This is a genomic window from Fibrobacter sp. UWB12, assembly GCF_900142485.1.
Classification (GTDB): domain Bacteria; phylum Fibrobacterota; class Fibrobacteria; order Fibrobacterales; family Fibrobacteraceae; genus Fibrobacter.
Map to the genome: position 1 here is coordinate 341272 of NZ_FRAZ01000001.1, position 22639 is coordinate 363910.

Consider the following 22639-nt stretch of genomic DNA (forward strand, 5'->3'; position numbering starts at 1 on the left):
AAGCCGCGATTATAAATCCTAAGACCTAAAGCCTAATCCCTAGAAACCTTTTCAACTGTAATTTCGCGTTCGGTCTCGGAAACGATTTGGATTTTAACGACGTGGGTGATGCCTGCGTCGTTTTCTTCTAATCGCTCGGGCCATTCGATGAGGCTGATGCCGCTTTCGAGATAGTCCGGATCCATGCCGACTTCATAAAGGTCTGCACCGCCTTCGAGACGGTACAGGTCGAAGTGGAAAATGGGCGGGTTGTTCGGGTATTCGTGGAGGATGGTGTAGGTCGGGGAGCAGACTGTGCCTTCGAAGCCGAGACCTTTGCAGATGCCGCGGCTGATGACGGTCTTGCCTGCGCCGAGGTTTCCGTAAAGGGCGACCTTGTCGCCGACCTTGAGTTCCTTCGCAAATCCAAGCGCCCAGTTGTATGTGTCGTCTTCGGATGAAAAATGCATGATAGTAAATGGGAGGGAATAGGTATTAGGTTGTAGGTTTTAGGTTAATTAGGCGCCTATGGCGCGATTATTATAACCTAATTCCTAAAGCCTATTGCCTAAAACCTTATAGTTTCTCTTTAAACTGCTCGTACGTGAATTTGTGCAGCAGGTGGAACTTGCCGTTTTCGTCGAACTTGCCGATGCTCGGATGACGTACGCCGTTGAAGAACGTGGTCTTGACCATGGTGTAGTGGATCATGTCTTCGAAGATAATGCGGTCACCGACCTTGAGCGGTTCGTCGAAAGAGAAGTCCCCGAGCTGGTCGCCTGCGAGGCAGGAATTGCCTGTGAGCTTGTACGTGTGAGCCTTTTCGCCAGGGAATGCTGCGCCGATGACGCTCGGACGGTACGGCATTTCGAGGCAGTCCGGCATGTGGGCGCTGATGGAAACGTTGAGTATGGCGATGTCCATTTCGTTGTGGACAATGTCGCCAACGCTTGCGACGAGTTCACCGGTCTGCCAGCCGATGGCTTCGCCCGGTTCCATGATGACTTGCAAGTGCGGGTAACGTGCGGAGAAATCCTTGAGAATGCGCACGAGTTCGTCGCGGTGGTAGTCCTTGCGGGTGATGTGGTGGCCACCGCCGAAGTTCACCCACTTCATTTGCGGGAGGTACTTGCCGAAGTGCTTTTCAAATGCGGCGAGAACGCCTTCGAGAGCGTCAGCGTCTTGTTCACAAAGTGCATGGAAGTGGAGACCGTCAATGCCGTCGAGAAGTTCGGGCTTGAATTCTTTTTTGGTCACGCCGAGGCGGGAATATTTACCGCAAGGGTTGTAAATGTCGGTTTCGACTGTCGAAAATTCCGGGTTCACGCGGATGCCGGCACTGACGCCGTGGGCAAGCGTCTTGTCCTTGAAACGCAGCCACTGCGAAAAGCTGTTGAATGTGATGTGGTCGGCTTGATCGAGGATGGCGTCGATTTCGTCGTCTTCATAGACGGGGGCAAAGACGTGGACTTCCTTGTTCATCTCTTCGCGCGCGAGGCGGGCTTCGTTGAGGCTAGAGGCGGTGGCGCCGGCGAGGTATTCGCCGATGAGCGGGAAAGAACGCCAGAAGCTGTAACCCTTGAGGGCGCAGATGATTTTGACGCCGGTCTTTTTCTGGATATCGTCGAGGATTTCCATGTTGCGGCGGAGACGCGTTTCGTCAAGTACGAAACAGGGACTTGGAACTTGAGAATAGTCGAGCATGGTAAGAAAGATAGAAATTTCATTGATATTCTGATTTGAGTTTTATTATTTGAACTATGTTAAATGATGAAGTTATTTTTTTGTATGATTGGTTATAATGAGTTTTACTTTTGAGGGCGTTGAATGAATGTCGCTTTGTGGTTTTATTTGCTGCTTTATAATGTCTATTTGACATGTAGTTTAGTGAGCTTGCCCTATGATTTTATTCCGTTTAAAGTAGATCATAATATCATAAGTGGTTACCTATTGTTTGCTACGATTGTCATCTTTTCATTGCGACCATTTTTTGTTAAAAAATTAAACCATCTAGTTTTACTTTTGGCTTCTTCATTGTTTGTTTCTGCTATTGTAGCGAGTGTTGATATTAAGGCTGCATCTGTTTATGTTGCTTTGCCCTTAGTGATCATGTCATTGATTTTAATTCCGATTGCTTTTTGTAAAAGGCTGAATCGATTAAATGAAAAAAGTTGGATTATTATGCCTTTGGCAATCTTGTTTTTTATATTGATTTATATAGGGAAAAGATACTTTCCGCAATGGGTTGGTCCTTATGATTTTTATGTTGCGTTAGAGTTTGGATGTGTTATTGCATTTATCTATTCTCTTGTACAAAATTCAATCTATATCATTAGAAAAGTTTTAAAGGAATAAAGTTGAAACTCTCAAAATTTTCTATGGTTATGTTCGAATAATCGGAGGCTTGTTTTGCGGCGATTGTTGATTGGTTTTATAGCGTTGGTGATTTTGATTGTGTTGCTGTGCGTGGCGACGCTTTGCTTTGGCGCGGTGAACATTCCGTTTTCGTCGGTGGTGCAGGCGCTGTTTAGCCCAGGTGCGGATGTTTCGTCGAACATCTTGTGGAACTTGAGAATCCCGCGAATGATTGCTGCGATTTTGGCGGGTGCGTCGCTTGCGGTGTCGGGCTTGTCGCTACAGACGGTATTCCGGAATCCGCTCGCGGGGCCGTTTGTACTTGGCATTAGCAGTGGTGCTAGTCTCGGTGTGGCGCTTGCGCTTTTAGCGGGTATTGGCTTTGGAAGCGTCGGTGTGCTAGGCTCGGCGGCACTTGGGGCTTTGCTTGTGACGCTTGTCGTGATGTTTGCGGCGACGCGTTTTGCGCAGACGGGCGTGCTTTTGATTGTTGGGCTTTTAACGGGCTACTTTATCGATTCGATTGTAAGCGTCTTGATTGCAGGGAACTCTTCGGAATCGTTGCGCGTTTATGTAGCGTGGGGCATGGGAAGCTTTGGGCGCGTGACGCTTGGTGATGTCTGGATTTTTGTGGCAGCAGTGCTTGTGGGATTAGTGATGATTGGCGTTTCATTGCGGTATTTGAATGCTGCGCTTTTGGGAGATGATTTTGCACATGGGCTTGGGCTGAACGTGAAGTGTTCTAAGATTTGTGTATTGCTCGGGGCGAGCCTTTTGGCGGGGGCAACAACTGCATTTTGCGGGCCGGTGGCGTTCATCGGAATTGCGGTGCCGCATTTAGCTTATTTGCTTTTCAAGACGACAAACCATCGTGTGCTTTTGCCGGGGGCTGCTTTGTGTGGAATGGCGCTTGCGCTTTTGGGTGGACTTTTCCCGGCCTCGGTGCCGCTGAATGCAGTGCTTTCTCTGGTGGGTGTTCCTGTGATTATGTGGGTTCTTGTGCGCGGTTCCGGTTCGCGGATTTAGGGGGCTTTATGACGAATGTTGAATCGCAGAACATTTTGCTGGAATGTAAGGATTTGCTTGTCGGCTATGGCAAGGCGCTTGAAACAATGAAAAGCCCGTTTGATTTTTCACTCTCGTCGGGAACAGTTGTTGCTTTGATGGGCGAGAATGGTTGCGGCAAAAGTTCGTTGTTGAAAACTTTTGCAGGTTTGCTTTCGCCGGTGGCGGGAATGGTTTCGCTAGAGGGCAAAACGCTTACAGAGTGGGCTCCGCGTGAACGTGCTCAGGCTATTTCGCTTGTGCGGATGTCGAGCGCGGTACCGCCTCGCATGAGTGTGAGCGAATTTGTGCGCTTGGGACGTTCGCCGTATTCTGGAATTTTTGACAGCCGTACGGATGAAGATAACCGCATTGTCAAAGAATCGATGGATCTTTTGGATGTGGCAAATTTTGCAAATCGTCCGATTGCTGAATTGAGTGATGGCGAACGCAGCCGTGTGTTTTTGGCGGAAGCGGTCGCGCAACAGGTAAAGGTTTTGTTGCTTGATGAACCGAATGCGTTCTTGGATATTCCGCGTAGTCATGCGCTGTTCCGTTTGCTCAAGAAAATTGCTATGGAACGTCAAATGGGCATTATTGTTTCGACTCATTCTGTGGAATACGCGGAACGCTATTGCGATAAAATTATGGTTGTGAATGGAGGTGCTGTGCGTGTGGCGCCTACAGCCGATGCTCGAAAAACGGGCTTGTTAGATTGGACGGAAACTTTCGAATAATTTATATTTAAATTGTTTTAAAGAGGATTTGTTTATGATGAATAAATTACAATTACTTCGTTCGTTTCTTGCCACATGTTTGATATTTAGTTTTATTACAATCTTGGTGGCGTGCTCGGAGTCCTCAACACCATCGGCTACGTCGGAATCATGGGGCGAAAAACATTTCTTGTGGAAAGTGTCTGATGAAAATTCTTCTGTGTGGCTGTTGGGAAGTATCCATATAGCAGATGCTTCGTTTTATCCGCTCCCTTCGGTGATTGATTCGGCTTTTGCGACCGCAAGTGAACTTGCTGTTGAACTAAATACAAGTGATGAAAGAGTTATGAATGACCTTCAATGGCAGGTGAAAGTGCGGGGAGAACTTGCCGGGGAAAAGTTGCGGGATGTATTGCCTGCGGAATTGTGGAACTCTTTAGATAGTGTTTGTAAGTCTTGGGGCTTGCCTATAAGTGCTTTTGAAACGAAACGCCCCTGGGTGGTTGCTTCGACAATCAGCACTTATGCGTATATGATGGCAGGAATGAAAACGGAATATGGAATTGACAATGTGTTTATAAAAAATGCAAATGCGAGTGGCAAACCTATCATCAGTTTAGAAACTGTTGAGGAACAGATTGATGCTCTTGCTGGTTATTCGTACTCGGATTCGGCTGGCATCTGTTTTTTGAAGTCAACCATGCGTGAACTTCCCAAAGCTAGAACTATGATGAGGGATCTTGTACACGCATGGAAATCTGGCGATGATGAATTGTTGAATCTTTTGTTGAGTGAAGATAATACAGAAGACTATACGCCAAGCGAATTGCAATTTATGGAAGAATTGACGCAACATATTCTTGTAGATCGTAATGCGAACATGGCTGATTCTGTTGCAAGTTTTTTGCGTGACGATCGAAACGTTTTTGTCGTAGTGGGTACAGCTCATTTGGCTTTTGAAAAAAATAATGTGATTGAAAACCTTAGAAATCGTGGCTATATTATTGAACGCTACTAAAGTCTATTTGTAGTTGTTTTTTGTAGAATTATATTATGAATAGACGATACATTTTGTTTGCTTTGCTTTGTGCGTATTGGACATCTTGTTTAATCGCATGTTCGGGAACTTCAAAAAGAAATGAAGTTCAGCCTGAAAGCAAACATTTTTTGTGGAAAATTTCTGATGAAAACTCTTCGGTGTGGGTGCTGGGGAGTATTCATTTGGCGGATTCCTCGCTTTATCCGCTTGCACCTGTGATTGATTCTGCGTTTGCTCGTGCTGAGGAACTTGCTGTTGAAATCAACATGAACGATGAAGAAGTCGCGAAAGAGATTGGTAAGGAATCGGTTTCTCAGGGAATGCTTGAAGATAAGTTGCTCCGTGATATATTGCCGCCAGAAATGTGGAAGTCTTTAGATAGCCTTTGTGCGGTCTGGGATATTCCTATGGTGGTATTTGAAAAAATGCGCCCCTGGCTTGTAGCGACAACGCTTAGTGCGTATGCATTTGAACAGGCTGGATTGAATCCTGAATACGGGATTGACTATGTGCTTTTGGATAGAGCTGCGTCAGATGGCAAGGCTATTGTGGGTTTGGAAACAGCGGAAGAACAGATTAGCGCACTTGCTGATACAACGGAATCGGATTCGGCAGGTGTGTATTACTTAAAGACAACCTTGCGAGAAATTGCTGAATTTGAAACGCTTGTGAAAAACTTGATTCACGCCTGGAAAACGGGTGATGACGATTTGTTGCGTAGCTTGTTGAACAAAGATGATGAAGAATATGAAAGCGAGGAATCGTCTTCTAGCGATCAGAAGTTCAAGGATGAAATTGAACAACGTATTTATGTGAACCGCAATGCAAAAATGGCGGAGTCCATTGCGGCATTTTTGCGTGAGGATAGAAACGTTTTTGTAGTTGTTGGCGTTGCGCATTTGGCGCTTGAAAAGGATAACGTCATAGACGCTTTGCGCAAACGCGGCTTTAAAATTGAACGTTTTTGACGCTTAAGCCAAGGCGTGCAAGACGGTTGTAAAGTGCGGTGCGGTTCATGCGAAGCCGCTCGGCGGCAAGGCTTACGGAACCATCGCAATTGCGGATAGTTGCTTTTAGAAATTCTCGTTCTTCGTCGAGTTGCATGTCGCGAAAATCATCATAGCTATCGGCGTTGAATGCTTTGATTGCCGCGTGGCTAGCGCTTGAAAAATCTGTTTTTTTGTGGTTGTCTTCGTCAATTTGCAGGTCTTCGGGCCTTAAAACGCCGGGGTCCGTAAAGCAGAGCGCGCGTTGAATGACGTTTTCAAGTTCACGGATGTTGCCTGGCCAATTGTGATTTTGAAGTTTTTTCAAGGCTTCGGGCGAGAGCGTGTACGGTTCGCCTGCGGGCGCATATTGGCGGATAAAGTAATTGGCGAGATCTTCGATGTCTTCTTTTCGATCGCGGAGCGGTGAAAGCTGCATCGGGATAACGTTCAGACGGTAATAAAGGTCTTCGCGGAATCGTTTCTCGAAAATTTCTTCTTTCAAATCGCGGTTCGTGGCAGCGATAATGCGTACGTCTATGTGGCGGGTTTTGTTGGCTCCGATGGGGCGGATTTCGTGATTCTGGATGACACGCAAAAGCTTGACTTGAGCGTGCAACGGCATGTCACCGATTTCGTCGAGGAATATGGCACCGCCGTTCGCATCTTCGAAAAGCCCGATGCGTTCGTTTTGTGCTCCAGTGAACGCTCCGCGTGTGTGGCCGAAAAGTTCGCTCTCAAATAGCGCTTCGGGAATGGCGCTACAGTTGACTGTGACGAATTTGTCGTAAACGCAGGCGATGGCGCGAGCAATGAGATCTTTGCCGACTCCAGATTCTCCTTGGATGAGTACGGGGCCTGTGTGCAAAATAGCGCGTTCGACGTTCTTGCGCAAACGTTGCATTGCTTCGCTCTTACCGACGAGGTGCGACATTCTTTCACGGAAAATGCGCTTTGCGTTATAGATTTCCTTGAGACGCGAAATTTTGCTCATCAAGTGTAAACGGAGCGCTTCGGTCGAGAGAATGGCGTCGTAGAGCTTGCTTGAAATGTTTGTGTGCTTTTCGGGTGATTCTGCATAGGCGAGAATCATGGAGTCCGGATTGTATTCGCGAAGCTCCGAAAGCAGTTCTGCATTTTTTGCAGTAAAGGAATCTAAGTCCCAAATGACGATGGGGGCAAGTGTAGCGCGGAGCGAGTTTGCTATTTCGGAGACTCCGTCATTTAGGGGCGAATGAACATCGACTTTGTTGTCCACAGAAGAAAGCACATCCAAGATGAACGAGGATGTTGCAGTTTCTTTTGTGAAAAAATCGATGGAAGATTGCACGTTTTACTTGCCCAGTTCCTTGCTGCGGTTCGTGCCGGCGACAACAGCCTTGATAAGCGTGCTGCGGAATGCACCTTCTTCGAGAGCGTCGATGCCTGCAATTGTCGTGCCGGCCGGAGAGCAGACCATAGCGCAGAGGTCGCTGGGGCTCTTGCCGGACTGCTTGACGAGTTCAACGCTACCTTCGATAGTGCCGAGGGCGAGCTTGAGGGCGACATCGCGGGTGAGGCCAGCCTTCACTCCACCGCGGGTAAGTCCTTCGATGAATTCAAAGACGTATGCCGGAGCGCTGCCGGAAAGTCCAGTAACAGCATCCATGAGGGATTCTGCAACGCGGCAGGTCACACCGATGTTACCGAAGATTTCTTCTGCAATCTTGAGCGTTGCTTCGGAAACGCCGTCGGTAGCAAGGCCCACAGAGCCCTTGCCAACGGTAAGCGGCAAGTTCGGCATCACGCGGAGAACCTGATTCTTTTCGCCAAGAACTTCGATGAGGCTCTTGCGGACAACGCCAGCCATGATGCTGATGAAGGTCTTTTCGCTTTTGAGCGTTGCTGCTGCAGCCTTCCATTCGGCAGCGACGAGCTTGAAAATCTGCGGCTTGACGCAGAGGAACGTGACGTTTGCTTTTTCGATACCTTCGGCAAAGCTAGAAACGCGGACACAACCGAGGGCGCTTACGGCTTCGGCAGCCTTGTCGCTTGGATCAAAGAAGAAAATGTTCTTGGCATCTGTGCCTGCGTTCAAAAGACCGCGGAGGATGGCTCCGCCCATGTTACCAGTACCGGCAAAGAAAATCGTATTGTTCATTTTTATTCCTTTTTTAAAGCTTAATGGATTGCTTCAGCGCTTCGCTTCACGTAATGACGAAAGTTGTGTTCGCTTTTAGCAATGACGTTACGATTGTAAACGTAAAAATTTTTTGTTTGTAAAAAGGCGATGCCGGCACAAAGTCCGGCATGACAGAGGTGGTAAAAAGGGGATGCCGTCCCAAATGAGGTCTCCAGAAATTATAGATCCTATCGCCTTCGGCTCCAGGATGACAAACTGGGGGACGTCGTAATGAAAAAAAACGGAACGCCTTGTGAGCGTTCCGCTAAATTCTTTTTTAGACTTTCGGTTTGGAGAGAACGGCGAGGAGTTCTGCGTTCGTCTTGAGTTTACTCATGAGCTTGAGCAGGTTCTCCATAATGCCTGTTTCCGTCTCGTTCTGACTGCCACGTCTGAAGTTCCAGGCGGCATTCTGTTCGAGGAGCGAAAGCAAGCGTTCTTCCTTGCGGGTGCCGGACTTGAACACGTCAATGGCGGGCCAAATGCGCTTTTCTGCGATGCGGCGGTCAAGCACGAGTTCCATGTTGCCGGTGCCCTTGAATTCTTCGAAGATCACTTCGTCCATGCGGCTACCCGTTTCGATAAGGGCGGTACCGATGATGGTGAGTGAACCATTCTTCTGGACTTCTTCGCTGATGGAACCGTCTTCGTTCTTGACCGTGCGAATCTTGTCCTGAATCTTACGGGCGGCACCGAAGAACTTCTTCGGGAACTGCATGGCGTTAGCGTCCACACCACCAGACAAAATCTTACCGGAGTGCGGAATCACAACGTTGTTTGCACGAGCGAAACGCGTGATGGAGTCGAGCAAAATCACGACGTCCTTCTGGCTTTCGACGAGGCGCTTTGCCTTTTCCAAGACCATGTTTGCCACGCGGGTGTGGTGCTCGGGCGGTTCATCGAACGTGGAGGCGACGACTTCGGCCTTGATTTCGATACCCTTTTCGGCTGCCTTTTCCTTGATGTCCGTGATGATGTCGCGCATTTCGGTGACTTCTTCCGGGCGTTCATCGATGAGGAGCGTGATGAGGATAATTTCAGGATGGTTCTTCGCGATGGCGCGGGTCACGTTCTGCAAGAGAACGGTCTTACCGGTACGCGGAGGAGCGAGGATGATACTGCGCTGACCCTTACCGATCGGGGAGAACAAGTCCATGATACGGGTGCTGTATTCCGTTTCGTTCCATTCGAGGTGGATCTTTTCTTCCGGGTGAATCGGCGTTAAATATTCGAATGCCACGCGGCGGCGCATCTTGTCCGGTTCTTCAAAGTTCACGCGGTCGATGCGGCGCATGGAGAAGTATTTATCTTGTTCGCGAGGCGTGCGCACAAGGCCTTCAATCGTATCGCCAATCTTGAGGTTGAATTTACGGATAAGGTTTTGGCTCACGTAAACGTCATCCGTGCTGGTCTGGTAGTTCTGATCCGGCATGCGGAGGAATCCGTGACCCTGCGGCGTGACTTCGAGAACGCCTTCCGTATAAATGATATTGCCTTCGTTTTCGAGGCTCTGCAAAATGTAGTTGAGGGACTGCTTGCGCATTCTGCGGAAGTCCACTTCCTTTTGCACGGCGAGTTCCTGGAGTTCGCTCATGGAGAGCTTGCGGAACTTGAGCCAGTTTTCCTTTGCCTTTAAAATAGCTTCGGAACCTGGAGCCGGGAGCGTTGCAGAGTCGTCAACAAATTCTTCTTGCTGGAAATTGCGGTTGTTGCGGTTGTTCTTGTTGAACTTGTTGTTCTTATTGAACTTACCGTTCTGGAATTTTCCGTTTTGGTTGTTGAAGCGGCGGTCATCTTGACCTTCGCCGTTTTGAGCCTGTGCTTCACCTTGCTGTTGAGCGTTCGGGTCTGCTGTTGCTTCACCCTGAATCGGAGCGGATTCTGTTGCTTGAACAGCCTGTTCGCCTGCGTTTTCGGCGGCGAAGATTGTTTGTTCGCCAAGTTGCTCGTTCGATGTTTCGCTGTAAGGTGCGGTATTCGTGTAAATCGGTTCAGAAATAGCGTCGATGTTTGCTACGCCGTATTGTTCAGCGAGTCGCTTTTCGGCTGCGGCAATGCCATCAACCGGCTGTCTCTTTTCTTGAAATTCAGGTTCGACTTCGGCTTGATCGTTTTGTTCGAATTCGGGTTCTTTGCGAGCCTTAGTCTTGGGATTTGGCTTTCTGCCACGGCGCTTCGGCTGCGGAGCTTCTTCTGTATTCTCAGGGAGCTTGTCGGGTGTGCCGAGGTATTCAGGAACAGGAATTCCTGTGCTTTCGGGATAAACGATGTCGGTCAAGGACTTTTCCTGACTATTTTGTTCTAAACTCTGATTCTTAGGTGTTCTGGGCACGATAGCGTCCTATAATTGAATTTCAATAAAATGAAATAGACTAATATAGTGAATGGATAATAAGGGCTTGCAGCCCCTTAAAATTTATTGATGATTAAAATTATTACGTTCCGAAATGGCGGAACGGGTTAAAAGATACATAATAATTTGTGAAATGTCATAAAAAAAGTTTTTTTTATGAAAAAATATTGCGAGTTCTTAGTTCTTAGTCACTAGTTATTAGTTGTTAGAAAAATTTTTTAATCACTAGTAACTAATGACCAATGACTAACGTCCAATGACTAGTATCTATTAACTAAAAAATGACTATATTTGGGGGCGTGGAATCCTTAAACAGAGTATATATAGCACTTGGAAGCAACCTTCCTGACCGCTCGGCCCACTTGAAAGCTGGGAGGGATATGCTCTGCCGCGTGAGCGCGGGTGGTTGGGTCGAAAGCCCGATTTATGAAACTCCTCCTATTGGACCGGCAGGTCAAGGGCCTTATTTTAATCAGGTGGTGAGTTTCTGGTACGATGGTGACCCGACGAAACTCTTGTATTACTTAAAGGGTTCCGAACTTATTCTTGGGCGTAAGGACCGCGGACATTGGAATTCTAGAGAAGTAGACCTGGATTTGTTGTTCTTTGGACGTGAAATTTGCACAGGCCGCCCGACAATTCCGCATCCGCAGGTTTACAACCGTCAGTTCGTGCTCGTGCCGTTGAACGACATTGCTCCGGACTGGGTGGACCCAAAGACGAACAAGGCAGTAAAGGACTTGCTTTCAGAACTGCTTCAGCGTGAAGATAAAATTCCGTTCCGTGTCATAAAAGGGGAGGAACCCTGATGCTTGCAGACAAGAACATTCATTTTATGGCAATTGAAGGTGTGATTGGCGTTGGTAAGACTTCGCTTGCGCGCGCCATTTGTGAACGCTGGAACGCGATGTTTATCGAAGAAAATTTTGCTGACAATCCGTTCTTGCCCAAATTTTACGAGAACCGCTCGGCGTACGCCTTCCAGACGCAGTTGTTCTTTTTGCTTGACCGTTTTAAGCAACTTCAGAATTCTGCGCTGCAGAGTGACTTGTTCCACGATTTGCTGGTGAGCGATTATACGTTCGACAAAGACCGCATCTTTGCCTCGCAGAACCTCACCGAAAACGAACTTACAATGTATGACCAAGTGTCGAACGCCTTGAACCACGATATCCGCAAGCCGGACTACGTTGTCTATTTGCAGGCGAGTGTTTCTACACTTTTGAAACGCATCAGGGGCCGTGGCCGCGCGATGGAAAAGACCATTGACGGTAACTACCTGAGCGATTTGCAGGACCGCTACGACCATCATTTTTGGCATTATACCGACGCTCCTGTGCTGATAATCAACACTGATAATATTGATTTTGTTCATAACGAAAGCCATTTGCAAATGGTATTGAACGCGATTGCGTCCTGCCCAAGTCAAACGACTTATTTTGTTCCAGAAGGTATCTAATCATGCAGATAATTAAGTCTATCGATTCCCTACGTCAAACGCTTGCACCTCTTGCGAAAGAAGGGAAAAGAATCGGTCTCGTTCCAACGATGGGTGCACTCCATGAAGGTCATGGCGCTCTTATCAAGGCTTCCGTGAGCGAGTGCGATGTGACTGTTGTAAGTGTGTTTTTAAACCCTATCCAGTTCGGCAAGAACGAGGATTTGGACAAGTATCCCAAGCGCTTGGAAGCCGATGCAAAACTTGCGGAATCGATAGGTGCCGACTTTGTTTTTGCTCCGTCTGTCGCAGAAATGTACCCTGATGGCGATCCGATGACGCTTGTTCGTGATGAACAACTCGAATCGATGTATTGCGGTGCTTACCGCCCGGGACACTTCCGTGGCGTGCTGACGGTCGTTTCCAAGTTGTTCCTGATTTCGGGTGCAAACGATGCCTTCTTTGGCGAAAAGGATTACCAGCAGGTGTTCTTGATCGAAAAGATGGTGAAGGATTTGAACTTTAACATCAAGATTCACCGCGTGAAGATTGTTCGTGAAGAAAGCGGCCTTGCTCGTTCTAGCCGTAACGAATACTTGACCGACGAAGAACGCGCTCAGGCTCTTGGCATTTACAATGGTTTGAAGGCTGCTAAGGCTGCTTACGAAGCGGGTGAACGCAGCGTTTCGAAGATTCGTGACATTGTCGTGAAGTCCATCGTGGCTGCTCGCGGCGTTGTTCAGTATGTCGAAGTTGCAAGCCAGAAAACTTTGCAGAAGTGCAATGGCGCCTTGGGCGAAGATAAAGCTGTTATTTTGGCAGCCGCATTCTTCGGCAAGACGCGCCTTATTGACAATATGGAATTGAACTAGTTACTTCTCAGTAGCAGTAAACACACCGTCCCATTTATCGCCCGCGATTGTGGGCGGTTTTTGTTTATAGGCGGTACAGCGGTTGATATAGACTAGGCTTGGGCATGTCTTGCTTCCGGGATCGCGCTCCGGTAAATGCGGCTCGAATTCCAAACATTGGGTAAAGAGCTCGATTGCCTTGTCCCATTCCATGGCAAGGTATGCTTCACGAGCTTGTTCCCAAATTGAAACGAGCTTATTCAAGACCATTGCATTGTCATCGTTTGCGTAGGCCAAAAATTCGAATGTCTCGACCGGTTTGTCTTTACCGACAACGCGGATAAAGTCAAGTGAGCGGTAGATGTATTTGTCGTTTTTACCTTGCTCCACAAGTTGATCGACTGTATTCTTGCATACATGAATGTATGCGCCGTATTGCTTTGCGACACTTTCTAGGCGAGCGGCGAGGTTCACTTCGTCACCCATCATGGTGAAGTTCTTGCGCATGTTGGAACCCATGTTACCCGTCACTATGTAACCTGTGTTGATGCCGATTCTCATGTGCATCTCGTGTACAACCTTGGGCCATTTTTTACCTTCGCTAATCCATTTTTTGCGGAGCCTCAATAGCTCGCGTTGCATGTCGAGAGCCGTTTCGCAGGCGCGCATGGCGGGGTCATCAAGGTCCTTAATCTTCTTTTCCCATCGAGCTCCAAAGAATGCGATGATGGCGTCTCCTTCGTATTTGTCGAGAGCGCCTTTGTTTTTAACCGTAAGCACGTCAGTCATTGCTGTCAGGTATTCGTTCAACAGTTCAACGAGTTTGCTTGCACTGCCAATCTGTTCGGAAAAAGTCGAGAATCCTTGAATGTCGGTGAAGTACGCGGTAATCACGGATTCTTCACCGCCGAGTTGCGGCATGTCTCCGCTATCGACAATTTCATCGATGAGTTCCGGAGCCATGTACTGCTTGAAAGAATTTGTAATAAATTTCTTTTCTCTATTTTCAAAAAATGCTTGCACGACCATGGCAAAGGTGTTTGTCACAATTATTGTGAGTAGTGGCCTTGATACCCCGATGTAGATGTTGTGCTTGAAGCAAATGTAGGCTGATAATGTATAAAGAATGATTATAATGACTGCTGAAATTAGTGATATAATGCTACTGCAGTAAAGCCCGATGAGCATACAGATAATAGCGATTAAGATTACAATGTAGCATTGGTAATCTTCTTTTAAAATCGTTAAGTATTCGTCTTCGAGAATGTTCTTTATAATGTTGGCATGGACGAGAATGGCCGGGAGATTTTCTTCGTGGGGGCCATTTACAATATCAAGAAGTGCAGAAACGGAGGAACCGAGAATAAACGTTTTTCCGGCGTGTTGGTCGATATTTGTAGAATCCTTGTAGACATCATAATAGGATACATGCTTGAAAGTTCTTGCTTCTGGCGAAATGAGGTTGAATCGACCTTTGTACTTAATAAGATATTTGCCGTGCTTGTCAATGGGAATGCGCTTGTATGGGCCAAATCGGAGTTCTTCGCCGGGCTTTAGATTGTTGATTTGCGCATCGGTAACGCTAGAAATTTCGTTCAGGATTCTATTCGTGAAAAAGCTGAATGAAGCGGACCATTCATTTTTTGCCTTGTTGTAACTTATATTCATGTAGTGAGACAAATGCTTGTGCTCACCGATTCTGATTTTGCGGTAGCTGGGTTCGTAAAAATGAATCGTCTTGAGAACGCTTGGCGTAATACTGATTTCGTTATCTTCTTTATCCGTGATGATGTAAATGTTTTCGTCATCTTCGCTTTTTTTCATTGCAAATCCATGACCTAAATCAACGGATTCGCTTTCATTTACTTTTTCAAAAATGTCTTCTGAAAGTTTTCGTAAAATTCTTGAGAGCGTGTCGTTTGCATGTTGGTCATCATCGACAAAGAAATCAAAAACGATGTGTCCGTTATTGTTTCTCTTTGCGGTAATTTTTGATGATGTTTCGACGAGACTTATTTTTTGCACCCCGCTTTCTTTAATTTCTTTCATCTTGTCGCGCAAGCCGATAAACATGGGGTATGTAAAGTTTGGATATGTCGTGTGGAATTCGCCGATGGAATCACGGTAAATCCCGAACGGTTTTCCGATGTCAATGTATTGCCCCATTTTGATTTTGACATCTTTGGGATTCTTGTGGAAAAGGTGCAATATGGTCATCAATGAAAGCGTCGAATAAATGCGCTGTGGGGCGAGCTTTTCATTTTCGACATCTGGGAATTTGTACAACATGTTGATTCGACGAATGGTTCCGTCGTTATCGGGGTAAGCGTTTACGGCTCCAAGACGAGCTCCGGCTTGAGCGAGTTCTGGGAAAATGTTGTCGAGAAGTTGGCGTGATTCAATCTCTTCGGGTTTATCGGCTTGGTTTAATTGGAATGTAGACGAGAAACCGATTTTTTTGGCTCGATCCCAAGTGCTTAGTGGGTACCAATCGCTTTTGTTCTTATAGTACGAGGTGAAGTTCAACAAGTAACTGACGATGCATATTCCCGAATTGCGTGTGGATTCGACGAGCATGGAATCAAAATTATAATAGGACTGGATTTGCGAAAAGAGGTTGACGTGACTTGTATCGGGGGCCAATGTTGTGAGAATGTTTTGGCATTGTTCTGCTCTTCTTTTGCCGAAGTCGGCATCTTTAAAGAGAATATCGAATGCAACTGCAGCAGCTCCGCCTTCGCTTAAATTCTTGATGACTTGCGCATGGATGGATCTGTCCCAAGTGTAGTAGCTGCCTAGTTTTTGCAACGATTTTTCGTCAATATCTACGATGACGATATTTGAATCGTTGTTATCCTTGTTTCCTAGGACTTTGATAGTCTCTTTTTTTTGTTCTTCTTGATATTTCCCGAGGTCGCTTGTTGCTATTGTAGCTGTATCGCCTTCATCGGTCTTTATGATGATGGAATCGCTAACTCCAGTTGTCAATTTGAAAAACTGGTCGTAGAAAATATTTTCTGCCGATTCGGCGGTGTAGTTATCTTGGGGATCTCCGAAAATAATGATGAGGACTACGGCGATAGCCGAAAAGAAGAGCCCCGAAATAAGTTTTTTAAGAAATTTTAAATTTTTTTGATTCATGTCATGAAAAAAATAATAATTGAGTAAATAGTGTCATTTTTTGAGCAAAAATTAAGGCCTAGATTAGACTATATTTAGATATGTAAATAGAGGAGCGTATTTTTGGCTGTTCAGAAGAAAAAAACTGTAAAGAAACCGAAGAAAACTAAAGTTGAACCGAAAAAGAATGTTCAAGAGCCGGATTCGTACTTTATCACGATGATGGTGGGTTATTTGGTGTTGATTGCCGGTGTCGTCCTGTTGCTTGGCTGCATTACGATTTCGATTGTGGGCGAAAATGAAAACTGGCTTGGCAATTATTTTGGGGTTATGTTCCCGGGCTTTATGACGTTCCTGTTTGGGCGTGTGGCGGTTGTCGTGTTTACGGCTGCGCTTGTCCTTTGGGGACTTTTTATTGCGATTGCATCGCTCCGGACGAAGTTGTTGCGATTTGCTGTGGGCGCAAGTTTGCTTGTGGTAAACGTGTCGTTTCTCATGTCACTCAAGAATTTTGGCGTTAAGAGTGTTTCGAATGATGCGCTCTCGATGAGCGGTGGCGTCTTGGGCGAGTTCTTTTTGCAGAACTTGGCGATACCCGTGTTTGGGCGTGTTTCGTTTGTTGCTCCGCTGATTTTGCTTTTGACAACGTTGGCGTTGATTCTTGTTCTTTCGTTTGGCGTGCGTCCGCGTCACTTTAAGTTTGTAGCACAGACGATGCGGTACATGTGCGGTGTGTTTGGACAACGCCGTTCGCAGGGTACGATTGAGGTGGAAACGGTTGAAGTCCCGACAGTAAAGGATAAGAAGGAATCCGAGAAAAAGACGCTCCGCAAAGGCGTGGTGATGGAAGACGAAACGATGATTTTTGTTCCGGATTCCGTGAAAATGCGCAGGCGCGGAAAGGTCGAACCGTTCAATGGTCGTCACAACTGGCTCACGGATGAACTCGATGTAAGCCGCTCGGATATGCAGACTCAAGTCGGGAATGAAGCGTTTGGATTGCCTCAGTATGCGGCGGGAAATGTTCCAGGTAACGCTGTGCCGGGAAATGTTGCGGCGAATGCGCCGATTGGGAATGTGTCTTCTGGGGCTACGTTGGGTGGTGCTGACGATGCTAGCGGAATGGAAGATCCGGAAATTCGTCGTTTGGAAGAAGAACTTCGCTTGAATGAACGCCACATGAATGCGCTCCAGATTTTGGAAATCAAGGAACGCATTGGGGCGTTGCGCCGTGCGCGCGACTTGATTGATTGGGAAAAAGGTCATCGTGGTCGTATGCAGGTTAAGGGCGATGTGCGCCGTAACGGTGATGCCGAAACTCTGAATGCTACAGCCAATGCTGCTAGCGCTGCTCAAAATGAAGCGAATGTGGCTGCACGCCGAACTGCCGAACGGACTGTTGTTGGTCGTGCTGATGTGCCGCAATCCGCGAAACCGCAAACGATGGCGAATACGGTGGTGCGTGATGCAACGCTTTCGGATTCTGTAGCAACGCGTGCTGCAATCCATGCCGAAGATCTTTTGGGTGGCGATGGTGCCTACGTTGAAGATTTCCCGGGAAGCCCGGCTGTTGAAGATGATGAAACCTTTGCTCCTGTAGTTGTGACTGCGGACGAAGTGGGCGAGGAACCGGAATTCGATGAACCGATTCCAAATGCACAGGGACGTTCTCGCGGTGGTGAAGGTCGCGCAAATGCTGGTGAAAGTGCGCGCCCAGCAGCGAAGGCTGTCCAGTCTGCACAAATTCCGCCCGCGCCTACAGCCTCTTACGATGAATACAAAGTTCCAGAAATTTCAAAAATTCTCGACACGCACGAAGTGCAGACGGCCGACTACACCGAAGAAGAGCTGAATGCCATCGGCAAGATGCTTGAAGAAAAACTCGAAAACTTCAAGGTCAAGGGCCGCGTGATCGGTTGCGAAACCGGCCCGATGATTACGCGATTTGAAGTGGAACCGGGGCCGGGCGTGAAGGTGAGCCGTTTCTCGGCATTGCAAGAAGACTTGGCGCTTCCGCTGAAGGTGTCGTCCATCCGCATTTTGGCGCCGATTCCTGGCAAGGCTGCCGTGGGCGTTGAAATCCCGAATCGCAAATTCCAGACGGTGTTCTGCCGTGATGTGTTCTTGAGTGAAAAGTTCAAGCCCGCGCCGGACAAGATTCTCGTGGCGCTAGGCAAGGACATTACAGGTGAATCGTTCACGATGGATTTGGCGAAGGCTCCGCACTTGCTCATTGCTGGTCAGACGGGTTCCGGTAAGTCTGTTTGCATTAACGCGCTCATGGCGTCGATGCTATTCAGCAAGACTCCGGATGAACTCCGCATGATTCTTGTGGACCCGAAGGCGGTGGAACTCAAGATGTACGAAAACATCCCGCACCTCTTGGCGCCTGTCATCACGAAGCCCGAAATTGCTATCCAGGCGCTCCAGTGGCTCTGCTACGAGATGGACCGCCGTACGGAAGTCTTGGCATCTGCAAAGGTGCGTAACATTGGCGGTTTCAACGCAAAGTTTGAAGCGGGCGAATTGCCGGATGAAGTCCCTGAAGAAGACCGTGGACACCGCATGGCGTTCATTGTTGTGATTATTGACGAAATGGCGGACCTCATGATGGTTGCCGGCAAGGAAATCGAAAAGTCTGTAGCTCGTTTGGCCGCAAAGGCTCGTGCCGTGGGTATCCACTTGGTGCTGGCAACGCAGCGTCCGTCCGTGAAGGTCATTACGGGTATCATCAAGGCGAACTTGCCAACGCGAATCAGCTTCAAGGTGGCATCGCAGATTGACGCCCGCACGGTAATGGACCATGCCGGTGCCGAAAAGCTATTGGGCCGTGGCGACATGCTTTACAAGGCCGTGAACGATCCGGATCCGGTGCGCGTACACGGTGCGTTCTTGAGCGATGAAGAAGCCGAACGTTTGGCTGACGCATGCTCCGACCAGAACGTGTTCTACCCGCAGGTGGAATCGTTCGATGTCTCGGGCGGCGAAGATGGCGACGACGAAGGCGGCGGTTCGCTGAAAAACGAAAAGCTTGACAAGTTGCTTTTCGAAGTCGCGCAATGGGCGATTAGCGTGAACGGCCTTTCGACTTCGGCGGTGCAACGTCACTTTAGCGTGGGTTACAGCCGTGCGGGGAAGATTGTGGACCAGCTTTATGGCCTTGGCGTGTGCGGCCCGAGCAAGGGCAACTCGAAACCGCGAGCCATGCTTATCGGAATGGACGAACTCATGCAGCTCGAACGTTCCGGGAGATTCGGCTAGGCTTCCCTGAAAATTGTTTTAAATGAAAAAGCAACTCTATGGGAGTTGCTTTTTTATTTTTTGTAATGTTATGGGTTATATTTGAAGTTGGGATTATTTTCCGTAAGAAGGTGAAAAAGTTGTTTTCAGAACAAAAAGAAATAAAAAGTCTTTCCGCTTATTTTGATAAGTTAGACCTCTTTTCTGATCGAATCGCCGTTGTGGATCACGACGGTGAGCGTAGTACGACTTATAGACAGTTCTATGAAAATTGCAAGAAGGTGAATGCGTATCTTCGCAAAAAAGGAATTGGAACCGAAGATACGGTTGCAATCCATGTCCCGCGCGGAATGGAATACATGGCTATTCGTGTGGGAGTCATTATGGCGGGGGCTGCCTGGGTCTCGCTAGAAGATATGATGGGGGTTGAGCGTATTGCCTTTGTCAAGAAAGACTGCAACTGCAAACTCGAATTCACCATGCAATGCTGGGACGAGGCGATGAAGGAAGTTCCCTGTGCCGAAATAAAAACAGCTAAGCCTCATGATCTTGCCTTTTACATTTACACCTCGGGCAGTACAGGAAAACCCAAGGGCTTGGCTCAGGAATACGGAATTTATAAAAATTTGATTGAAGGATGCTGTGGGTTCATGGAACCTTATTCCAATCCGCCATCCCGGTTTGCGCATGTGATTCCTGAAAGTTATGTGGGCGGCGTCTATATTACCATGGGTGAATTGTTTGTCGGAAATACAGTCCATGTTCTGTCTTTTAATTTTCTTAGGGATATAAAAGACCTTGCTCGGTATTTTGCAATAAACGGAATTGACACGACCTTTATGACTCCGCATTTCTTAAGGGCGATGTTGAAAATGCCTGGCTTTACGCTTAGGGCGGGTTTTACAGGCGGTGAAATTGTTTCTGATATTTATTCTCCTGAGTTTGATATAGTCAATATTTACGGCTCGAGTGAATTTGGCTACACCTCATGCCTTTTTACGCTGGATAAAAGCTACCGCAATACGCCCATTGGCTATGCCACCTGCAATTCAGATATTGTCTTGATTGACGAAGATGGAAACGAAGCGGACGAGGGTGTTTTCTGTATTGCGCTTCCGTTTTTCAGAAGGTACAATAAGGATTCCGAAAAAGACCAGTTCATTTTGCATAATGGGAAAAATTATTTTAAAACATCCGATTACGCCAAAAAAGACTCTGACGGAAAATACACCATTCTAGGTCGCATCGACAATATGGTGAAAATCAACGGGAACCGAGTTGATCCTTCCGAGATTGAATCAGCCGCAAAATCGGCATTGTCGCTTGAATTCTGCGTTGTAAAGGCTTTTGCAAAAAACGGCTTAGTAAGGCTCGGACTTTATTATAAAGATGAAAAAGAAATAGATGTTGCCGAAGCCGCTAAAAAATTGGAATCTTACCTTCCGATATTTATGATTCCCTCGTTTTTTGTCAAGCTGGATGAAATTCCTTTCAATGCGAATGGCAAGGTGGACAAGCTAGCCCTAAAAGAACCGGAAAATCCTGAAGACATATGCATCGTTGCACCGGAAAATGAATTGCAGAAAAAAATATGCGACCTTTTTGAGAAAGTCCTTGATGTAGACCGCAAAATAGGAATCGATGACGACTTTTTCTTTTTAGGCGGAGATTCTATACGCGCAATGGAACTTGTATCAGAAAGCCGCGATGTTGTAGAATCATTTTCTTTTAAGTTTGTCTATGGCGGACGAACTCCGCGTAAAATTGCAGAACTTGTTCAAAGGCAAAAAGCAGAAAATCATTTTCAAAAAGTTCCTGCTTTTTTGAGTGGTGTGCTTGAAAGAAAGGGCGTTCCTGTAAACGAGATGCAACTGAATTTCCTGAATCTTGATTTCAAGCAGCCAGGAACAACAATGTTGAATCTTGCCTATAAGTTTAAACTATCGGACGAAATTGATTTGGATAAGTTTTCTGCTGCCCTTTCAAAGGAAATTGCGGCCCGTCCTGTTTTGTCCAGTGTCATTGAAAAACGGGAAAATGAGTTTTATATTCGAAAGTCCGCAGAAAAATTCCACGAAATTCCTGTTGAGGAAATGAATGCCTCAGAACTGAAGATTGCCGAAGAAGAAATTTCCCGCCCGTTCAATTTAGACGGCTCTCCACTTTTCAGATGTCGCCTTGTCCGTTCAAAAAACGAAAAATTTCTTCTTTTATGTGTTTATCATACTGTTTGTGATGGTCTTTCGTTACAGCATTTTTTGAAAGATCTCTCCCGTGTTTACCATGGAGATGAACCCTCCAAGGATTATTTTTATCCGCTTCTTCAAAAGGATTACGAACTGAGAAACTCAATGACATTTGAAGAAGATAGGGAATTCTTTATATCCCGCTACAGAAAAGAGAATTATGACGCCATTCCAAGGGTTGATTTTGATTTGAAAGAAAATGTAGATGGTCAAATCGTAAAGCCCTTTCCGTTCTCAAAAAATGAAGTGAAAGAATTCTGCGAAAAAATAAAAATAGGAGAGAATGCGTTTTATTGTGCCGCCTTTGCGTTGTCGGTTTGCCAGTACAACAATTCCAAATTAGTCCGGTTTGGTTGGGTTTGGAACGGCAGGAACGATGTAGAATCCATGAATTCGGTAGGCGTTTTTATTCGCGAGATTCCTATTGCTTTTTCGATGGAAAAAGAAAAAAGCCCTCGCGTGTATTTGGAAAATGCACAAAAACAGATTGAAGAAGGGATAAATCATGCGAGCCTTTCGTATTGCTTGGACGAATGGTTTATGCGAAAAAACGGGGCTGCAACGGTCATATTCCAAAACGATGTTTATGATTATCGTGTTATAGATGGAATTATAAGTGGTGTGGAGGGAATCTTTTCGGATAAGTATCCTACAGCCTGCGAAAGTCCGCTGGATTTAGAAATTATTGAAAGTCCTGAAACTTTTGAGGCTCTTTTTGATTACAATGGTGCGTTGTATAAACCAGAAAGCATGGAAAAATTTGCCGAGATATTCGTTCAAAATTGTGAAAAACTACTGAAGGAGATGTAATGGAAATCAGGTCAAACTTAAATGGCGATGAATTGAAAGTAGAACTTTCGGGGGAGTTGAATGCGGTGACGGCTCCAGAGCTTTCGACATACCTTGCTCCGCATCTCGAAAAGATAAAGTCCCTTGTTTTTGATTTCAAGGAGTGCGACTTTGTTTCGTCGGCAGGAATCCGCGTGTTGCTTTCTTCTTTCAAGACTTTGAAAAAGAATCAGGGCAATATGCGACTAGAAAATGTGGGCCCGAATTTTAAGGACGTTCTCGAAGCGACCGGGCTAGATGTGGCGTTTGGAATTTTGTAACA

Annotated in this window: 17 protein-coding genes; 11 read left to right on the forward strand and 6 right to left on the reverse strand. The window is 46.7% G+C overall.

Annotated elements, in window-relative coordinates:
* Window positions 1-32: 32 nt before the first annotated feature.
* Both tsaE and nspC read right to left on the reverse strand, forming a co-directional pair.
* Entirely contained in the window at window positions 33-449 is a 417-nt protein-coding gene (tsaE, locus tag BUA34_RS01375) for a tRNA (adenosine(37)-N6)-threonylcarbamoyltransferase complex ATPase subunit type 1 TsaE (protein ID WP_072826949.1), read from the reverse strand.
* A gap of 106 nt (window positions 450-555) precedes the next feature.
* Window positions 556-1683, reverse strand: a complete 1128-nt coding sequence (nspC, locus tag BUA34_RS01380) for a carboxynorspermidine decarboxylase (RefSeq protein ID WP_072826950.1) — start codon at window positions 1681-1683, stop codon at window positions 556-558.
* 123 nt (window positions 1684-1806) lie between these two features.
* On the opposite strand from nspC, the gene BUA34_RS01385 reads away from it, so the two are divergent.
* The 5 genes from BUA34_RS01385 to BUA34_RS01405 all read left to right on the forward strand — a co-directional run bounded on the left by BUA34_RS01385 (window position 1807) and on the right by BUA34_RS01405 (window position 6101).
* Window positions 1807-2334: a hypothetical protein gene (locus tag BUA34_RS01385; protein WP_072826951.1), complete on the forward strand. Its 528-nt coding sequence runs from the start codon at window positions 1807-1809 to the stop codon at window positions 2332-2334.
* A gap of 66 nt (window positions 2335-2400) precedes the next feature.
* A complete protein-coding gene (locus BUA34_RS01390) occupies window positions 2401-3360 on the forward strand; it encodes a FecCD family ABC transporter permease (protein ID WP_254794268.1) in 960 nt (319 codons plus the stop codon).
* Window positions 3361-3368: 8 nt separating this feature from the next.
* Entirely contained in the window at window positions 3369-4115 is a 747-nt protein-coding gene (locus BUA34_RS01395; RefSeq protein ID WP_254794269.1) for an ABC transporter ATP-binding protein, read from the forward strand.
* 34 nt (window positions 4116-4149) lie between these two features.
* Window positions 4150-5112, forward strand: coding sequence for a TraB/GumN family protein (locus tag BUA34_RS01400; RefSeq protein WP_083579696.1), 963 nt, complete (start codon window positions 4150-4152; stop codon window positions 5110-5112).
* Window positions 5113-5147: 35 nt separating this feature from the next.
* On the forward strand, window positions 5148-6101 hold the full coding sequence (locus tag BUA34_RS01405) for a TraB/GumN family protein (protein WP_083579697.1): 954 nt from the start codon (window positions 5148-5150) through the stop codon (window positions 6099-6101).
* Here BUA34_RS01405 and BUA34_RS01410 read toward each other — a convergent pair.
* The 3 genes from BUA34_RS01410 to rho all read right to left on the reverse strand — a co-directional run bounded on the left by BUA34_RS01410 (window position 6082) and on the right by rho (window position 10612).
* A complete protein-coding gene (locus BUA34_RS01410) occupies window positions 6082-7449 on the reverse strand; it encodes a sigma-54 interaction domain-containing protein (RefSeq protein ID WP_072826955.1) in 1368 nt (455 codons plus the stop codon). The two genes, BUA34_RS01405 and BUA34_RS01410, sit on opposite strands and share 20 nt — an antisense overlap.
* Window positions 7450-7452: 3 nt before the next feature.
* Complete coding sequence (proC, locus tag BUA34_RS01415; RefSeq protein ID WP_072826956.1) at window positions 7453-8259, reverse strand: pyrroline-5-carboxylate reductase; 807 nt, start codon at window positions 8257-8259, stop codon at window positions 7453-7455.
* A 298-nt stretch (window positions 8260-8557) separates the two neighbouring features.
* Complete coding sequence (gene rho / locus BUA34_RS01420) at window positions 8558-10612, reverse strand: transcription termination factor Rho (RefSeq protein WP_371555131.1); 2055 nt, start codon at window positions 10610-10612, stop codon at window positions 8558-8560.
* 302 nt (window positions 10613-10914) lie between these two features.
* Here rho and folK point away from each other — a divergent pair, with 302 nt between their 5' ends.
* From folK to panC, 3 genes are read left to right on the forward strand one after another with little or no spacing between them, the layout of a single operon-like run.
* Window positions 10915-11442, forward strand: coding sequence for a 2-amino-4-hydroxy-6-hydroxymethyldihydropteridine diphosphokinase (gene folK, locus BUA34_RS01425; protein WP_254794270.1), 528 nt, complete (start codon window positions 10915-10917; stop codon window positions 11440-11442).
* Window positions 11442-12092 (forward strand): deoxynucleoside kinase, encoded by a 651-nt coding sequence (locus tag BUA34_RS01430; protein ID WP_072826958.1) that lies wholly within the window; start codon window positions 11442-11444, stop codon window positions 12090-12092. The genes folK and BUA34_RS01430 overlap by 1 nt, the downstream gene beginning before the upstream one ends.
* Window positions 12093-12094: 2 nt before the next feature.
* Window positions 12095-12943, forward strand: a complete 849-nt coding sequence (gene panC, locus BUA34_RS01435) for a pantoate--beta-alanine ligase (RefSeq protein ID WP_072826959.1) — start codon at window positions 12095-12097, stop codon at window positions 12941-12943.
* Here the strand turns inward: panC and BUA34_RS01440 are convergent, their stop codons facing one another.
* A complete protein-coding gene (locus BUA34_RS01440; protein ID WP_072826960.1) occupies window positions 12944-16063 on the reverse strand; it encodes a CHASE2 domain-containing protein in 3120 nt (1039 codons plus the stop codon).
* A gap of 102 nt (window positions 16064-16165) precedes the next feature.
* On the opposite strand from BUA34_RS01440, the gene BUA34_RS01445 reads away from it, so the two are divergent.
* From BUA34_RS01445 to BUA34_RS01455, 3 genes are all read left to right on the forward strand, one after another.
* A complete protein-coding gene (locus BUA34_RS01445; RefSeq protein ID WP_072826961.1) occupies window positions 16166-19303 on the forward strand; it encodes an FtsK/SpoIIIE family DNA translocase in 3138 nt (1045 codons plus the stop codon).
* 110 nt (window positions 19304-19413) lie between these two features.
* Window positions 19414-22338, forward strand: coding sequence for an AMP-binding protein (locus BUA34_RS01450; RefSeq protein WP_254794271.1), 2925 nt, complete (start codon window positions 19414-19416; stop codon window positions 22336-22338).
* Entirely contained in the window at window positions 22338-22637 is a 300-nt protein-coding gene (locus BUA34_RS01455) for an STAS domain-containing protein (RefSeq protein WP_014547052.1), read from the forward strand. The genes BUA34_RS01450 and BUA34_RS01455 overlap by 1 nt, the downstream gene beginning before the upstream one ends.
* Window positions 22638-22639 lie beyond the last annotated feature (2 nt).

What these genes read in the sequence shown, in the direction of transcription:
- BUA34_RS01430 (WP_072826958.1), top strand. Translation starts at nt 11,442, where the DNA reads ATGCTTGCAGACAAGAACATTCATTTTATGGCAATTGAAGGTGTGATT.
- folK (WP_254794270.1), top strand. Translation starts at nt 10,915, where the DNA reads ATGACTATATTTGGGGGCGTGGAATCCTTAAACAGAGTATATATAGCA.
- BUA34_RS01385 (WP_072826951.1), top strand. Translation starts at nt 1,807, where the DNA reads ATGAATGTCGCTTTGTGGTTTTATTTGCTGCTTTATAATGTCTATTTG.
- BUA34_RS01395 (WP_254794269.1), top strand. Translation starts at nt 3,369, where the DNA reads ATGACGAATGTTGAATCGCAGAACATTTTGCTGGAATGTAAGGATTTG.
- BUA34_RS01455 (WP_014547052.1), top strand. Translation starts at nt 22,338, where the DNA reads ATGGAAATCAGGTCAAACTTAAATGGCGATGAATTGAAAGTAGAACTT.
- nspC (WP_072826950.1), bottom strand. Translation starts at nt 1,683, where the DNA reads ATGCTCGACTATTCTCAAGTTCCAAGTCCCTGTTTCGTACTTGACGAA.
- tsaE (WP_072826949.1), bottom strand. Translation starts at nt 449, where the DNA reads ATGCATTTTTCATCCGAAGACGACACATACAACTGGGCGCTTGGATTT.
- proC (WP_072826956.1), bottom strand. Translation starts at nt 8,259, where the DNA reads ATGAACAATACGATTTTCTTTGCCGGTACTGGTAACATGGGCGGAGCC.
- BUA34_RS01400 (WP_083579696.1), top strand. Translation starts at nt 4,150, where the DNA reads ATGATGAATAAATTACAATTACTTCGTTCGTTTCTTGCCACATGTTTG.
- BUA34_RS01440 (WP_072826960.1), bottom strand. Translation starts at nt 16,063, where the DNA reads ATGAATCAAAAAAATTTAAAATTTCTTAAAAAACTTATTTCGGGGCTC.
- BUA34_RS01405 (WP_083579697.1), top strand. Translation starts at nt 5,148, where the DNA reads ATGAATAGACGATACATTTTGTTTGCTTTGCTTTGTGCGTATTGGACA.
- panC (WP_072826959.1), top strand. Translation starts at nt 12,095, where the DNA reads ATGCAGATAATTAAGTCTATCGATTCCCTACGTCAAACGCTTGCACCT.